12 protein-coding genes and 3 pseudogenes are annotated in these 15703 nt (G+C 50.7%); 12 read left to right on the top strand and 3 right to left on the bottom strand.

Going from position 1 to position 15703, the window contains the following annotated elements; translation table 11 throughout:
- A partial coding sequence (locus ACJHWR_RS24345) for an IS1 family transposase (protein ID WP_097491765.1) occupies window positions 1-56 on the bottom strand: 56 nt, incomplete at its 3' end.
- A 355-nt stretch (window positions 57-411) separates the two neighbouring features.
- Between ACJHWR_RS24345 and sitA the strand changes: the two genes are divergently transcribed.
- The 4 genes from sitA to sitD are packed head-to-tail and all read left to right on the top strand — an operon-like array spanning window position 412 to window position 3861.
- Window positions 412-1326 carry an iron/manganese ABC transporter substrate-binding protein SitA gene (gene sitA / locus ACJHWR_RS24340; protein WP_000949004.1) on the top strand — a complete coding sequence of 305 codons (915 nt, stop codon included), beginning with the start codon at window positions 412-414 and terminating at the stop codon, window positions 1324-1326.
- The gene (sitB, locus tag ACJHWR_RS24335) at window positions 1326-2153 is read left to right on the top strand and encodes an iron/manganese ABC transporter ATP-binding protein SitB (protein WP_000983710.1); all 828 of its coding nucleotides are present in this window, start codon (window positions 1326-1328) and stop codon (window positions 2151-2153) included. Before sitA ends, sitB begins: the two co-directional genes overlap by 1 nt.
- Window positions 2150-3007, top strand: coding sequence for an iron/manganese ABC transporter permease subunit SitC (gene sitC / locus ACJHWR_RS24330; protein ID WP_001101723.1), 858 nt, complete (start codon window positions 2150-2152; stop codon window positions 3005-3007). Before sitB ends, sitC begins: the two co-directional genes overlap by 4 nt.
- The gene (sitD, locus tag ACJHWR_RS24325) at window positions 3004-3861 is read left to right on the top strand and encodes an iron/manganese ABC transporter permease subunit SitD (protein ID WP_000968139.1); all 858 of its coding nucleotides are present in this window, start codon (window positions 3004-3006) and stop codon (window positions 3859-3861) included. The genes sitC and sitD overlap by 4 nt, the downstream gene beginning before the upstream one ends.
- A 233-nt stretch (window positions 3862-4094) precedes the next feature.
- Here the strand turns inward: sitD and ACJHWR_RS24320 are convergent.
- A pseudogene (locus ACJHWR_RS24320) lies at window positions 4095-4343 on the bottom strand (Tn3 family transposase); the annotation flags it as partial.
- Window positions 4344-4349: 6 nt separating this feature from the next.
- Here ACJHWR_RS24320 and ACJHWR_RS24315 point away from each other — a divergent pair.
- Window positions 4350-4763: pseudogene (locus tag ACJHWR_RS24315) on the top strand (phosphopyruvate hydratase); the annotation flags it as partial.
- Between the two features lie 340 nt (window positions 4764-5103).
- Window positions 5104-5484 (top strand): fluoride efflux transporter CrcB, encoded by a 381-nt coding sequence (gene crcB / locus ACJHWR_RS24310; protein WP_001318207.1) that lies wholly within the window; start codon window positions 5104-5106, stop codon window positions 5482-5484.
- Window positions 5485-5863: 379 nt separating this feature from the next.
- Here the strand turns inward: crcB and ACJHWR_RS24305 are convergent, their stop codons facing one another.
- Entirely contained in the window at window positions 5864-7057 is a 1194-nt protein-coding gene (locus ACJHWR_RS24305) for an MFS transporter (RefSeq protein ID WP_000095526.1), read from the bottom strand.
- Between the two features lie 135 nt (window positions 7058-7192).
- Here ACJHWR_RS24305 and iucA point away from each other — a divergent pair, with 135 nt between their 5' ends.
- The 6 genes and pseudogenes from iucA to ACJHWR_RS24275 all read left to right on the top strand — a co-directional run.
- Window positions 7193-8917 (top strand): aerobactin synthase IucA, encoded by a 1725-nt coding sequence (iucA, locus tag ACJHWR_RS24300; protein WP_000602863.1) that lies wholly within the window; start codon window positions 7193-7195, stop codon window positions 8915-8917.
- Window positions 8918-9865, top strand: coding sequence for a N(6)-hydroxylysine O-acetyltransferase IucB (gene iucB, locus ACJHWR_RS24295; protein WP_000011910.1), 948 nt, complete (start codon window positions 8918-8920; stop codon window positions 9863-9865).
- Window positions 9865-11607, top strand: coding sequence for an NIS family aerobactin synthetase IucC (iucC, locus tag ACJHWR_RS24290; RefSeq protein ID WP_001015721.1), 1743 nt, complete (start codon window positions 9865-9867; stop codon window positions 11605-11607). The genes iucB and iucC overlap by 1 nt, the downstream gene beginning before the upstream one ends.
- A pseudogene (gene iucD, locus ACJHWR_RS24285) lies at window positions 11604-12937 on the top strand (NADPH-dependent L-lysine N(6)-monooxygenase IucD). The gene iucC and the pseudogene iucD overlap by 4 nt, the downstream one beginning before the upstream one ends.
- Before the next feature lie 25 nt (window positions 12938-12962).
- Window positions 12963-15164 carry a ferric aerobactin receptor IutA gene (iutA, locus tag ACJHWR_RS24280; protein WP_000973520.1) on the top strand — a complete coding sequence of 734 codons (2202 nt, stop codon included), beginning with the start codon at window positions 12963-12965 and terminating at the stop codon, window positions 15162-15164.
- Between the two features lie 484 nt (window positions 15165-15648).
- Window positions 15649-15703 (top strand): IS1 family transposase (locus ACJHWR_RS24275; protein ID WP_129692851.1); only part of this gene is annotated, 55 nt, incomplete at its 3' end.

The raw sequence follows: 15703 nt of genomic DNA, 5'->3' as shown, positions 1-15703 counted from the left end.
CGCACCACCCCGTCAGTAGCTGAACAGGAGGGACAGCTGATAGAAACAGAAGCCACTGGAGCACCTCAAAAACACCATCATACACTAAATCAGTAAGTTGGCAGCATCACCGATCCCTTCATTTAGTGACTGCCCCTGGGTTTTTCATGCTCTCCTGCGTCCTAGAGAACTTGCCAATAACCTACATTATTTTTGCTTTGCCATTACCAATCGTCCTGAACAAGTTCATTTTAAAGCCAAAGCGCTGCCCAACTTTTATCCTCAATACCACATCGTCAGCAGGAAATAACCTAATCCCTGTGTTGGGATCTTATAATCGCTAATGATAATTATTTACATTTTATAGCTTCTGCTATAAAACATAGTAGTTGCTATGTTTATTCTAATTTTGCTCACTATAGGTACTAAATCATGCTCTCAATAAAAAAAGTAACCATGCTCTTGGGGTGCCTAGTCCTCACCTGCTCGATAGCATTTCAGGCGAGTGCAGCTGAAAAATTCAAGGTCATTACAACTTTTACCATCATCGCAGATATGGCCAAAAACGTGGCTGGAGATGCTGCAGAAGTCTCATCCATAACCAAGCCTGGTGCAGAAATTCATGAGTATCAGCCTACCCCTGGCGATATTAAACGTGCGCAGGGGGCACAACTGATTCTCGCCAATGGTATGAATCTGGAATTGTGGTTCCAACGCTTTTACCAGCATCTCAATGGGGTTCCAGAAGTAATTGTCTCTTCGGGTGTGACGCCAGTAGGGATCACCGAAGGGCCCTATGAGGGCAAACCTAACCCCCATGCCTGGATGTCGCCAGATAATGCTCTGATTTACGTCGATAATATTCGTGATGCGTTTATAAAATACGATCCGGCAAATGCACAAACCTACCAACGTAATGCCGATACTTATAAAGCCAAGATTACCCAAACCCTTGCCCCCCTGCGTAAGCAGATTGCGGAACTCCCTGAGAATCAGCGATGGATGGTCACCAGTGAAGGGGCTTTTTCTTATCTCGCACGCGATTTGGGGCTAAAAGAGCTTTATCTGTGGCCGATTAATGCCGATCAACAAGGAACACCGCAGCAGGTACGTAAGGTTGTTGATATAGTTAAGAAAAATCATATCCCGGCAGTCTTTAGCGAGAGTACGATTTCCGATAAACCAGCGCGTCAGGTTGCGCGTGAAACCGGCGCGCACTACGGTGGTGTGCTCTATGTCGATTCCCTGAGCACAGAAAACGGCCCGGTACCTACGTATATCGACCTTCTGAAGGTTACTACCAGTACGCTGGTACAGGGAATTAAAGCCGGAAAAAGGGAGAAATAATGATGCAATCTGCAGGCATTGTCGTTAATGATGTTACTGTCACCTGGCGTAACGGGCACACAGCACTGCGCGATGCATCCTTCACAGTACCAGGCGGATCTATTGCCGCTCTGGTTGGGGTAAACGGTTCCGGAAAATCGACGTTGTTTAAAGCGATTATGGGATTTGTGCGTCTGACCAGCGGGAAGATATCTGTTCTGGGTATTCCCACACGACAGGCGCTACAGAAAAACCTGGTTGCCTACGTCCCTCAGTCAGAAGAGGTTGACTGGTCATTTCCTGTACTGGTGGAAGATGTGGTGATGATGGGCCGCTATGGGCATATGGGTATGTTGCGTATCGCCAAAAAGAGGGATCGTCAGATTGTCACCGATGCGCTGGAACGTGTCGATATGGTGGATTTTCGCCATCGACAAATCGGCGAGCTTTCCGGTGGACAAAAGAAACGCGTCTTTCTGGCGAGAGCGATTGCACAGCAGGGTGATGTGATCCTGCTGGATGAACCTTTTACCGGCGTTGATGTGAAAACCGAAGCGAAAATCATCAGCCTGTTGAGGGAGTTACGCGCGGAAGGCAAAACGATGCTTGTCTCAACGCACAATCTCGGATCCGTCACGACATTTTGCGATTATACGGTCATGGTCAAAGGCACCGTCCTGGCAAGCGGGCCGACAGACACCACTTTTACAGCCGAGAACCTGGAGCTGGCTTTTAGCGGCGTACTGCGCCATGTCACACTTAACGGCTCGGAAGAAAGCATTATTACTGACGATGAACGCCCTTTTGTGGCACATCGACCGTCAGCGGTGCAGAGGGAAGAAAGATGAACGTGCTACTGGAACCCTTCAGCTATGAATATATGCTCAATGCGATGTGGGTCTCGGCGATGGTCGGCGGTCTCTGCGCTTTCCTGTCATGCTATCTGATGCTAAAAGGCTGGTCGCTGATTGGCGATGCGCTGTCGCACTCTATTGTCCCGGGTGTTGCGGGGGCATATATGCTGGGGCTTCCGTTTTCTCTGGGAGCCTTCTTTTCCGGCGGACTGGCAGCGGGCAGCATGCTGTTTCTTAACCAACTCACTCGCTTAAAAGAAGATGCCATCATCGGCCTGATCTTCTCGTCCTTTTTTGGCCTGGGGCTGTTTATGGTGTCATTGAACCCGACATCCGTGAACATTCAGACCATCGTCCTGGGCAATATTCTGGCAATCGATCCGGCGGATATCCTGCAACTCACTATCATTGGCATTCTCTCGATCATCGTGCTTTTTTTCAAATGGAAAGATCTTATGGTGACCTTTTTCGACGAGAATCACGCCCGTGCTATTGGATTGCATCCGGGCAGATTAAAAATCCTCTTCTTCACCCTGCTGTCGGTTTCGACCGTTGCGGCGCTGCAAACGGTTGGTGCCTTTCTGGTGATCTGTCTGGTGGTGACTCCCGGTGCAACAGCATGGTTGTTAACCGATCGTTTTCCCCGCCTGCTCATGATTGCTGTAACTATTGGCAGTGTGACCAGTTTCCTCGGCGCGTGGGTCAGTTACTTTCTGGACGGCGCGACAGGTGGAATCATCGTGGTGGCGCAGACACTGCTGTTTCTTTTAGCATTTGTCTTTGCGCCCACCCATGGGCTTTTGGCAAATCGTCGGCGTGCGCATAAAGCGCTGGAGGATCGCTCATGATGGCATTATTACTGGAGCCACTGCAGTTCACCTTTATGAGTCACGCACTGCTGATTTCACTGGTAGTTTCCATACCCTGTGCGCTGCTGTCGGTCTTTCTGGTCCTGAAAAGTTGGGCACTGATGGGTGACGCGATGAGTCATGCGGTTTTTCCTGGCATCGTGCTTGCCTGGATTCTGGGGTTACCTCTGGCTACAGGGGCATTCGTCGCCGGAGTATTCTGTGCGGTGGCGACGGGATACCTGAAAGACAACAGCCGAATCAAGCAAGATACAGTGATGGGGATTGTTTTTTCTGGCATGTTTGCCGCAGGTCTGATCTTGTATATTGCAGTCAAACCAGACGTACATCTTGATCATATTCTTTTCGGCGACATGCTCGGGATAACCATCGGCGATATAATCCAGACGGTGATTATTGCCGGACTGGTTACACTTGTTATTAGCGTAAAATGGCGGGATTTTTTGCTGTTCAGCTTTGATTATCAACAGGCGCAGGCAAGCGGTTTGCATACGAGATGGCTGCATTATGGGCTGCTGTGCATGGTCTCCCTGACCATTGTGGCGACGCTGAAAGCGGTAGGTATCATTCTCTCTATTTCTCTTCTCATTGCGCCTGGTGCCATTGCGGTACTCCTGACACAACGCTTTCATATTGCGCTCCTGCTGGCGACTGGCATATCGATATTGGTCTCAATGACTGGTGTCTGGCTGTCCTTTTTTATCGACAGCGCGCCAGCTCCGACAATTGTTGTCTTATTCGCGGTCATGTTCATCATGACGTTTACCGTTACCAGCATCAACGCACGCACAAAGGAAAATGCCGAACCACGGGATTTGTTATCATCCGATTAGCAGAACACTCGGCCAGCAACATCCGCTTATTGGCGATGCGCTTGAACGAATAATGCACAGACTTATGATTCTGATAAGTTTTGTTGCCAGAGAGTTGCTGCGGACTGGATAGCAAGTAATGTCGATTCTCAGGGGTAGCAAACAGCGCAGTAAAATGAGGGAAGTAGTGGCAAAACATAGAGAAAATTGGGGGGCGAGGGCCAGTGATGTAAAAAACCACGCTAAGAGTTTAATTAATTGTTTGTATTGAAGTTTAATGATCTTAACTCACCCTTAAGAATATCTTCCGGTAACGAAGACGTATAATGCCCCAGCATATTTATATGGCTATGTATCAGCAGCGATAATCTTGCCGGATGCTACTCCTCAGGAGTTTCTCCCGATTTGCGAAGATGTGACAACGCCTCCTGCATGTAAAGTGTGTTTCACAGCACAACCGCATTGGTCACCAGCCCCAGAGCACCTAGTTGATCTTCCTGCCCTTAACGGTAGCTGAAGATGACTGGGCTGGATGGAAAATCCTGCATGGTGCATTGGGAGAGCAGATAGAATTGGTTGGCGACGATCTGTTTGTGACCAACGTAAAGTATATTCAGCGCGGCATTGACGAAAACCTTGCCAATTCAGCATTGATTAAACTCAACCAGATTGGTTCCCTGAGTGAAACCTTTGATGCGGTACAACTTTGCCATGACAACAACTGGGGCACCTTTATCTCACACCGCAGTGGTGAGACAGTGGACAGCTTTATCGCCGATATGACAGTTGCAATGCGCGCAGGTCATCTCAAAACGGGAGCTCCATGCCGGGGTGAGCGTATTGAAAAATATAACCAGCTTATGAGAATTGAGGATGAACTGGGTTCATCGGCGCAATTTGCTGGAAAGTCTGCCTTTAAATGACATTATTGTGCCAATCCCCCAGGCTTACACGTCGGGGTTATTCTGGAGGAATGATGAAAGCTCACGTTTTTGTTATTTCTATGCTTACTGGCATTGTCGTCACCTATGCCGTGTTACTTCTTGGTTGCTTGTTCATCGATAAAACGCTCCCCACTGTAGATGTTGTCATTCTGTCACTTGTCGTGGGGGCTTCTGCTCAGCAATTGTCGAGGGTATTAATGTCAATAAATAGAACCTTCCCTTATCTTGCATGTAGTCAAAGGATATAAATTAACAATATCAGTCAAATGAGAACATATTCTGATATTGTTACGATAAAAAATTATTTTATGAGGGGTACATGATTAAATCACTTTTTGCCGTCATTATCGGCGGTTCTGTTGGATGTACTCTGCGCTGGTTACTGTCCACACGCTTTAACAGTCTTTTTCCAAATCTACCTCCAGGTACACTGGTGGTGAACCTCCTTGCCGGGTTAATTATTGGTACTGCGTTGGCGTACTTTTTACGACAACCACACCTTGATCCTTTTTGGAAATTAATGATAACAACGGGACTTTGTGGAGGTCTGAGTACTTTCTCTACATTTTCTGTTGAAGTATTCGCATTACTCCAGGCGGGAAATTATATATGGGCTTTGACGTCTGTACTTGTTCACGTCATTGGCTCCCTCATCATGACAGCTTTAGGCTTTTTTATCATAACCATACTTTTCGCATGAGAATTCATTAACGTTACAGGTTTATCAACTAATGTGACGCTTAGGATAGAATTTCGCTCCATGGTATGCGTTTGCAGTCATTACAGTCTCCATGACGACTGTAATGACTGCAAACGCATTACCTGACATATCAGTATAAACAATGAATTAACCTCTTGGCGTATTTTTTACATCACTGGCCCTCACCCCCCAAAATTCTCTCTGAAAAATTGTTGCGGTTAACGTTGCCAATGTATCCACCCATTTCAGAAGACGATCTGGCATCCTGGTGGCATGCTGCGATGTGCTTCAGGTGAGTGCACTGGGCGGTCAGCACAGGCGGTTTCGACAGCGAAATTGCACAGGACGTTATGCCGGCTGTGAGTACAACATCATAGCCTTACTTGATTGTACGGTAATGCCAAATACATGCAGACACTATGGTAAATAATACAGCGGCAAATAATGCCGTCACAATCAGCGCGATTGAGACACCTGTTTTCGACGCCAGTGGCACCAACAATGCGCACAGCCCATAGCCAAGTGTGTGACTGGCCGCAAGCCAGCCCGCGCCTGCGCCGTCGGCCAGCTTATCATTCAGTAAAAGTTGATAAGCGGGTGTTGCCAGAGCGGCCCCAAATGACAGCACTGCACAGCCCAGGTAAAACAACCATAGCTGTTCAGTGAGCATGATAGCCAGACCACTACTCATCAACACCCCGGCACTCAGGAGCAGAGCCACTGGAGTCAGGCGCTGTGGACGGAGTACCACGAACTGCGCGATAAGCGCAGCTATTGCGGACAGCCCCAACAACCACGCCACCTGTTGGCTAATAGTGGTGGTATCAGTATCGAACTGGCGAGTAAGGGCTGGCGAAAGTCCAAGCTGCATCATGCTCATTGCCGCAGCCAGTAACATTGCGCAAAGCAGATAAGGCAGGCAATCCCGCTTCAGGCTGACGCTCTTGCGCTCCGGTGTGGGCTGTGGTGGTGTGCCGGGCAACCGCAGAAGCATCACCACAGCCCACACCGGAGCTGCCATCAGCATCCACACTGGCGCCAGAGGGTGAATGACCAACATTGCCGCCGCGCACAGCGGCCCGAATAGCCTGCCGCAGCTCAGGCCGGAGCTGATGGTTGCCAGAGCGGCCATGCGATTCCCTTCTCCCGCTCTCTGCAATGCCCAGACCTGACAGGCTGGCACCATTGCTGACACGGTCAGACCGTAGACGATCCGGGCGATGATTAATATTCCCAACCCCACCGCTGTTGTTACGGCACCGGTAGCCATCAGCACGCTTCCCAGCCCAAGCAGGGTAAAGCTTACGCCATATCCTCCCAGAGCCCACAGCACCACAGTCTTACTGCCAGTAAGGGAAATTTGCTTTCCCCACCATGGGGAAGATGGCAGAAACAGCATTGAGCCCAGCATCAGCAGGGCAGCCCATACAGACAGACTCAGATTTGTCTGTATGACCAGAACAGGGAGTACAACCAGCAGACCGTTCTGTCCGATACCGAGAAGACCGGCACTGAACGCCAGTGGCCAGCAGGACAGGGTTTTTTGGGGCGTATCTTCGATCTTAGATGACATTGTAATGTTTCAACACCATGTATTAATTGTGTTTATTTGTAAAATTAATTTTTCTGACAATAACATTTCTCATTGATAATGAGAATCATTATTGACATAATTGTTATTATTTTACTGTGTAGGAGCTGTTTGATTATGATCCTGCCCTCTGAAAAATCCGCCACAGATGTGGCTGCGCAGTGCTTCCTGAATGCCTTGATTCGTGAAACCAAAGACTGGCAACTGGCGGAATACCCGCCAGACGAATTGATTATCCCGCTGGACGAACAGAAGTCGCTCCATTTCAGAGTGGCTTATTTCTCCCCAACCCAGCATCACCGCTTTGCATTTCCTGCTCATCTGGTCACGGCATCAGGCAGTTATCCTGTCGACTTTACCACTCTCTCCCGGCTTATTATTGATAAGCTCCGGCATCAACTTTTTCTGCCAGTTCCCCTCTGCGAAACTTTCCACCAACGCGTGCTGGAAAGCTACGCCCATACGCAACAGACAATTGATGCCCGCCATGACTGGGCCATCCTGCGTGAAAAAGCGTTGAATTTTGGCGAGGCTGAGCAGGCACTGCTGACAGGACACGCTTTCCACCCTGCACCTAAGTCTCATGAACCGTTTAACCGCCAGGAAGCTGAACGATACCTGCCTGACATGGCACCTCACTTCCCGCTGCGGTGGTTTTCGGTGGATAAAACGCAAATCGCTGGTGAAAGTCTGCATCTTAACCTTCAACAGCGGTTGACGCGATTTGCCGCAGAAAATGCGCCCCAGTTACTCAACGAATTAAGTGACAATCAATGGCTGTTCCCGCTGCACCCGTGGCAGGGAGAATATCTTTTGCAGCAAGTGTGGTGCCAGGCACTTTTTGCTAAAGGACTTATCAGAGACTTAGGCGAGGCCGGCACGTCGTGGCTGCCGACCACCTCTTCCCGCTCCCTCTACTGTGCTACCAGCCGCGATATGATCAAGTTCTCCCTGAGCGTTCGGCTGACCAACTCCGTCCGTACTCTGTCTGTGAAAGAGGTGGAGCGAGGAATGCGCCTGGCACGTCTGGCGCAAACCGACGGCTGGCAGATGCTACAGGCCCGCTTCCCTACTTTCCGGGTAATGCAGGAGGACGGCTGGGCCGGGCTGCGCGATCTTAACGGCAACATCATGCAGGAAAGTTTGTTTTCCCTGCGTGAAAACCTGCTGCTGGAGCAGCCGCAAAGCCAGACCAACGTTCTGGTTTCCCTGACTCAGGCCGCACCGGATGGCGGTGATTCGCTGCTGGTTTCGGCGGTAAAACGCCTGAGCGATCGCCTCGGTATCACTGTGCAACAGGCCGCCCACGCATGGGTCGATGCTTACTGTCAGCAGGTGCTGAAGCCTCTGTTTACGGCTGAAGCGGATTACGGCCTGGTGCTGCTGGCGCATCAGCAAAATATTCTTGTGCAGATGCTTGGGGATCTGCCGGTCGGATTTATTTACCGTGACTGCCAGGGCAGCGCGTTTATGCCTCACGCGACAGAGTGGCTCGATACCATTGACGAGGCGCAGGCGGAAAATATTTTCACCCGTGAGCAGTTGCTGCGCTATTTCCCTTATTACCTGCTGGTTAACTCCACTTTTGCCGTAACTGCTGCGCTGGGTGCTGCCGGGCTGGACAGCGAAGCGAATCTGATGGCTCGTGTACGAACATTGCTGGCTGAAGTGCGTGACCAGGTGACTCATAAAACCTGTCTCAACTATGTTCTGGAAAGTCCGTACTGGAACGTAAAAGGTAACTTTTTCTGTTATCTGAACGATCATAACGAGAACACCATCGTTGACCCTTCGGTGATCTATTTTGATTTCGCTAACCCGCTGCAGGCTCAGGAGGTCTGAATGTCTGGGGCAAACATTGTTCACAGCGGATATGGACTGCGCTGTGAAAAACTCGACAAGCCTCTGAATCTTGGCTGGGGGCTGGACAATAGCGCGGTGTTGCACTGGCCCGGGGAGCTGCCAACAGGGTGGCTGTGCGACGCGCTGGATCAGATATTTATCGCCGCACCACAACTTTCAGCAGTGGTTCTTCCCTGGTCCGAATGGTGTGAGGAGCCACAGGCGCTGACGCTTTTCGGACAGGTACAAAGCGACATTATCCATCGTTCCGCTTTCTGGCAGTTACCGTTATGGCTGAGTTCTCCGGCAAACCGGGCCTCCGGTAAAATGGTTTTTGATGCAGAGCGTGAGATTTATTTCCCGCAGCGCCCCCCCCGTCCGCAGGGTGAAGTTTATCGTCGTTACGATCCACGCATTCGCAGGATGCTGAGTTTCCGCATTGCCGATCCCGTTTCTGATGCAGAACGTTTCACTCGCTGGATGAACGATCCGCGCGTTGAGTATTTCTGGGAGCAAAGTGGCTCACTGGAGGTACAGATCGCCTATCTGGAACGCCAGCTCACCAGTAAACATGCATTCCCGCTGATTGGTTGTTTCGACGATCGGCCGTTCAGTTATTTCGAAATCTACTGGGCGGCGGAAGACCGCATTGGTCGCCACTATTCGTGGCAGCCCTTTGACCGTGGCCTGCATCTGCTGGTTGGTGAACAGCAATGGCGCGGAGCCCACTATGTGCAAAGCTGGCTGCGCGGGGTGACACATTACCTGCTGCTGAATGAGCCACGTACGCAGCGCACAGTACTGGAGCCACGCACCGATAACCAGCGCCTGTTCCGCCATCTTGAGCCTGCGGGATACCGGACAATTAAAGAGTTCGACTTCCCACATAAACGCTCGCGCATGGTGATGGCGGATCGTCATCACTTCTTCACGGAGGTCGGTCTGTAATGAATCACAAAGACTGGGATTTGGTCAACCGCCGCCTGGTGGCAAAAATGTTGTCTGAGCTGGAGTATGAGCAGGTTTTCCACGCGGAATCTCAGGGCGATGACCGCTACTGCATTAACCTGCCGGGAGCACAATGGCGCTTCATCGCTGAACGTGGTATCTGGGGCTGGCTCTGGATTGATGCTCAAACTCTGCGCTGCGCGGACGAGCCAGTACTGGCTCAGACGCTGCTGATGCAGCTAAAGCAGGTACTGTCAATGAGCGATGCAACCGTTGCTGAGCATATGCAGGATTTGTATGCCACGCTGCTGGGCGACCTGCAACTACTGAAAGCCCGTCGCGGGCTGAGCGCCAGTGACCTGATTAATCTTAATGCCGACCGCCTGCAATGCCTGCTGAGCGGTCATCCTAAATTCGTTTTTAATAAAGGTCGCCGTGGCTGGGGTAAAGAGGCGCTGGAACGATATGCGCCAGAGTATGCCAACACCTTCAGACTGCACTGGCTGGCGGTAAAACGTGAACATATGATCTGGCGCTGTGATAACGAGATGGATATTCATCAGTTGTTGACGGCCGCAATGGATCCGCAGGAGTTTGCCCGCTTCAGTCAGGTCTGGCAGGAAAACGGACTGGATCATAACTGGCTGCCGCTGCCGGTACATCCGTGGCAGTGGCAGCAAAAAATCGCTACCGACTTCATCGCTGATTTTGCCGAAGGCAGGATGGTGTCTCTCGGCGAGTTTGGCGACCAGTGGCTCGCCCAGCAGTCGCTGCGTACCCTGACCAACGCCAGTCGCCGGGGCGGGCTGGATATCAAGCTGCCGCTGACCATCTACAACACCTCATGCTACCGGGGGATCCCTGGCAGATACATCGCTGCCGGACCACTGGCTTCACGCTGGCTACAACAGGTTTTTGCGACCGACGCCACCCTAGTGCAAAGCGGCGCAGTGATACTTGGTGAACCGGCTGCAGGCTATGTCTCCCATGAAGGCTATGCCGCGCTTGCCCGGGCTCCCTATCGCTACCAGGAAATGCTTGGTGTTATCTGGCGGGAGAATCCGTGCCGCTGGCTGAAACCGGATGAAAGTCCGGTTCTGATGGCAACACTGATGGAGTGCGACGAAAACAATCAGCCGCTGGCAGGCGCATATATAGACCGCTCCGGGCTGGACGCTGAAACCTGGCTTACGCAACTGTTCCGGGTGGTCGTGGTTCCTCTGTATCACCTGCTTTGCCGCTACGGTGTCGCGCTTATTGCACATGGACAAAATATAACTCTCGCCATGAAAGAGGGGGTTCCACAGCGTGTTCTGCTGAAAGACTTCCAGGGCGATATGCGACTGGTGAAAGAAGAGTTCCCCGAAATGGACTCTTTGCCTCAGGAGGTTCGTGATGTTACATCCCGCCTGAGTGCGGACTACTTAATCCATGATTTGCAGACGGGTCACTTCGTGACAGTACTGCGTTTTATTTCGCCACTGATGGTTCGTCTTGGCGTACCTGAAAGGCGATTTTATCAACTGCTGGCAGCAGTGTTGAGTGATTACATGAAAAAACATCCACAAATGTCAGAGCGTTTTGCGCTTTTCTCACTTTTCAGGCCACAAATCATTCGCGTGGTGCTGAACCCGGTAAAACTGACCTGGCCTGATCTGGATGGCGGCAGCCGCATGCTGCCGAATTACCTTGAGGATCTGCAAAATCCGCTGTGGCTGGTAACTCAGGAATATGAATCATGAAAAAAAGTGTCGATTTTATTGGTGTAGGGACAGGGCCATTTAATCTCAGCATTGCTGCGTTGTCACATCAGATCGAAGAACTGGACTGTCTCTTCTTTGATGAACATCCTCATTTTTCCTGGCATCCGGGTATGCTGGTACCGGATTGTCATATGCAGACCGTCTTTCTGAAAGATCTGGTCAGTGCTGTTGCACCTACAAATCCCTACAGTTTTGTTAACTATCTGGTGAAGCACAAAAAGTTCTATCGCTTCCTTACAAGCAGACTACGTACAGTATCCCGTGAAGAGTTTTCTGACTACCTCCGCTGGGCTGCTGAAGATATGAATAACCTGTATTTCAGTCATACCGTTGAAAACATTGATTTCGATAAAAAACGTCGATTGTTTCTGGTGCAAACCAGCCAGGGAGAATATTTTGCCCGCAATATCTGCCTTGGTACAGGAAAACAACCTTATTTACCACCCTGTGTGAAGCATATGACACAATCCTGTTTCCATGCCAGTGAAATGAATCTTCGTCGGCCGGACCTTAGTGGAAAACGGATAACCGTGGTTGGTGGAGGACAGAGTGGTGCAGACCTGTTCCTTAATGCATTACGCGGGGAATGGGGAGAAGCGGCGGAAATAAACTGGGTCTCCCGGCGTAATAATTTTAACGCACTGGATGAGGCTGCTTTTGCTGATGAGTATTTTACACCTGAATATATTTCAGGCTTCTCCGGACTGGAGGAAGATATTCGCCATCAGTTACTGGATGAGCAGAAAATGACATCGGATGGCATCACTGCCGATTCTTTACTGACCATTTATCGTGAGTTGTACCACCGTTTTGAAGTTCTGAGAAAACCAAGAAATATCCGTCTGCTACCCAGCCGCTCGGTAACAACTCTGGAAAGTAGTGGTCCTGGCTGGAAGTTGCTGATGGAGCATCATCTGGATCAGGGCAGGGAGAGCCTGGAAAGTGATGTGGTGATTTTCGCCACAGGTTACCGTTCTGCGTTGCCACAAATACTTCCCTCACTGATGCCCCTGATCACCATGCACGATAAGAACACCTTTAAAGTGCGTGATGACTTCACTCTGGAATGGAGTGGCCCGAAAGAGAACAACATCTTCGTGGTCAACGCCAGTATGCAAACCCATGGCATCGCCGAACCCCAGCTCAGCCTGATGGCATGGAGATCTGCACGTATTCTTAATCGCGTAATGGGACGTGATTTATTCGATCTCAGTATGCCGCCCGCCCTGATTCAGTGGCGCAGCGGCACCTAGGGAAAACGCAGCCGGAGGCTGCTTCTTTAACTCGCTACACAGCATCTTTGGGCTGATTTTTTCCGCCCGTATGGAGGAATAATGATGATAAGCAAAAAGTATACGCTTTGGGCTCTCAACCCACTGCTTCTTACCATGATGGCGCCAGCAGTCGCTCAACAAACCGATGATGAAACGTTCGTGGTGTCTGCCAACCGCAGCAATCGCACCGTAGCGGAGATGGCGCAAACCACCTGGGTTATCGAAAACGCCGAACTGGAACAGCAGATTCAGGGCGGCAAAGAGCTTAAAGACGCACTGGCTCAGCTGATCCCTGGCCTTGACGTCAGCAGCCGGAGCCGCACCAACTACGGTATGAATGTGCGTGGCCGCCCGCTGGTCGTGCTGGTTGACGGCGTGCGTCTCAACTCTTCACGTACCGACAGCCGACAACTGGACTCTATAGATCCTTTTAATATCGACCATATTGAAGTGATCTCCGGTGCGACGTCCCTGTACGGCGGCGGCAGTACCGGTGGCCTGATCAACATCGTGACCAAAAAAGGCCAGCCGGAAACCATGATGGAGTTTGAGGCTGGCACCAAAAGTGGCTTTAGCAGCAGTAAAGATCACGATGAACGCATTGCCGGAGCTGTCTCCGGCGGAAATGAGCATATCTCCGGACGTCTTTCCGTGGCATATCAGAAATTTGGCGGCTGGTTTGACGGTAACGGCGATGCCACCTTGCTTGATAACACCCAGACCGGCCTGCAGTACTCCGATCGGCTGGACATCATGGGAACTGGTACGCTGAACATCGATGAATCCCGGCAGCTTCAGTTGATCACACAGTACTATAAAAGCCAGGGCGACGACGATTACGGGCTTAATCTCGGGAAAGGCTTCTCTGCCATCAGAGGGACCAGCACGCCATTCGTCAGTAACGGGCTGAATTCCGACCGTATTCCCGGCACTGAGCGGCATTTGATCAGCCTGCAGTACTCTGACAGCGCTTTTCTGGGACAGGAGCTGGTCGGTCAGGTTTACTACCGCGATGAGTCGTTGCGATTCTACCCGTTCCCGACGGTAAATGCGAACAAACAGGTGACGGCTTTCTCTTCGTCACAGCAGGACACCGACCAGTACGGCATGAAACTGACTCTGAACAGCAAACCGATGGACGGCTGGCAAATCACCTGGGGGCTGGATGCTGATCATGAGCGCTTTACCTCCAACCAGATGTTCTTCGACCTGGCTCAGGCAAGCGCTTCCGGAGGGCTGAACAACAAGAAGATTTACACCACCGGGCGCTATCCGTCGTATGACATCACCAACCTGGCGGTCTTCCTGCAATCAGGCTATGACATCAATAATCTCTTTACCCTCAACGGTGGCGTACGCTATCAGTACACTGAAAACAAGATTGATGATTTCATCGGCTACGCGCAGCAACGGCAGATTGCCGCCGGGAAGGCTACATCCGCCGACGCCATTCCTGGCGGCTCAGTCGATTACGACAACTTCCTGTTCAACGCCGGTCTGCTGATGCACATCACCGAACGCCAGCAGGCATGGCTCAACTTCTCCCAGGGCGTGGAGCTGCCGGACCCGGGTAAATACTATGGTCGCGGCATCTATGGTGCTGCAGTGAACGGCCATCTTCCTCTAACAAAGAGTGTGAACGTCAGCGACAGCAAGCTGGAAGGCGTGAAAGTCGATTCTTATGAGCTGGGCTGGCGCTTTACTGGCAATAATCTGCGTACCCAAATCGCGGCCTACTATTCGATTTCTGATAAGAGCGTGGTGGCGAATAAAGATCTGACCATCAGCGTGGTGGACGACAAACGCCGTATTTACGGCGTGGAAGGTGCGGTGGACTACCTGATTCCTGATACTGACTGGAGTACCGGAGTGAACTTCAACGTGCTGAAAACTGAGTCGAAAGTGAACGGTACCTGGCAGAAATACGATGTGAAGACAGCAAGCCCATCAAAAGCGACAGCCTACATTGGCTGGGCACCGGACCCGTGGAGTCTGCGCGTGCAGAGCACCACCTCCTTTGACGTGAGCGACGCGCAGGGCTACAAGGTCGATGGCTATACCACCGTGGATCTGCTCGGCAGTTATCAGCTTCCGGTGGGTACACTCAGCTTCAGCATTGAAAACCTCTTCGACCGTGACTACACCACTGTCTGGGGGCAGCGTGCACCACTGTACTACAGCCCGGGTTACGGCCCAGCGTCACTGTACGACTACAAAGGCAGGGGCCGAACCTTTGGTCTGAACTACTCTGTGCTGTTCTGACCGGTATTCCTTTACAACAAAGGTACGCTGATATCAACATGGCCGCTGACAGCCAAGTTGATATCATATAATACACGACATAATCTGTAGTCAGGGAGGATAGACTCTTTACTGACTACAGATTATGTCGTGTTCCGTGCTCATTTCCTCAAAAAAATACAAGAAAAGAATTAGTATTCTAACAAAAAGTGAAATAAATTGTATCAAACTCCCTCTTTTAATCCTGTTGAGTAAATCAGCTTTTGCAATAGGATTGAAAGAGTGTAAGTGGAATCTCTTCCGGATACTCGTTACCACCGTGGCTAGAATATCTACGGCTGCGGGCCAGTAATAGATTAAGTGATAACAGCTGTCTGGAAATGTAGGGGCGTATCCACTAATCATAATCATTGTGAGATAAATATTACGGGGCATTTTATAATGAATAAAGGTGATGCTGCCAACTTACTGATTTAGTGTATGATGGTGTTTTTGAGGTGCTCCAGTGGCTTCTGTTTCTATCAGCTGTCCCTCCTGTTCAGCTACTGACGGGGTGGTGC

The organism is Escherichia sp. WS568 (assembly GCF_046486085.1).
Classification (GTDB): Bacteria; Pseudomonadota; Gammaproteobacteria; order Enterobacterales; family Enterobacteriaceae; genus Escherichia; species Escherichia coli.
This window is presented reverse-complemented; position numbering and strand designations above follow the sequence as displayed.

Excerpts from the sequence above, each read along its gene's own strand:
- iutA (WP_000973520.1), top strand. The coding sequence starts at position 12,963 with ATGATGATAAGCAAAAAGTATACGCTTTGGGCTCTCAACCCACTGCTT.
- sitD (WP_000968139.1), top strand. The coding sequence starts at position 3,004 with ATGATGGCATTATTACTGGAGCCACTGCAGTTCACCTTTATGAGTCAC.
- sitA (WP_000949004.1), top strand. The coding sequence starts at position 412 with ATGCTCTCAATAAAAAAAGTAACCATGCTCTTGGGGTGCCTAGTCCTC.
- iucB (WP_000011910.1), top strand. The coding sequence starts at position 8,918 with ATGTCTGGGGCAAACATTGTTCACAGCGGATATGGACTGCGCTGTGAA.
- sitC (WP_001101723.1), top strand. The coding sequence starts at position 2,150 with ATGAACGTGCTACTGGAACCCTTCAGCTATGAATATATGCTCAATGCG.
- ACJHWR_RS24305 (WP_000095526.1), bottom strand. The coding sequence starts at position 7,057 with ATGTCATCTAAGATCGAAGATACGCCCCAAAAAACCCTGTCCTGCTGG.
- crcB (WP_001318207.1), top strand. The coding sequence starts at position 5,104 with ATGATTAAATCACTTTTTGCCGTCATTATCGGCGGTTCTGTTGGATGT.
- iucC (WP_001015721.1), top strand. The coding sequence starts at position 9,865 with ATGAATCACAAAGACTGGGATTTGGTCAACCGCCGCCTGGTGGCAAAA.
- iucA (WP_000602863.1), top strand. The coding sequence starts at position 7,193 with ATGATCCTGCCCTCTGAAAAATCCGCCACAGATGTGGCTGCGCAGTGC.
- sitB (WP_000983710.1), top strand. The coding sequence starts at position 1,326 with ATGATGCAATCTGCAGGCATTGTCGTTAATGATGTTACTGTCACCTGG.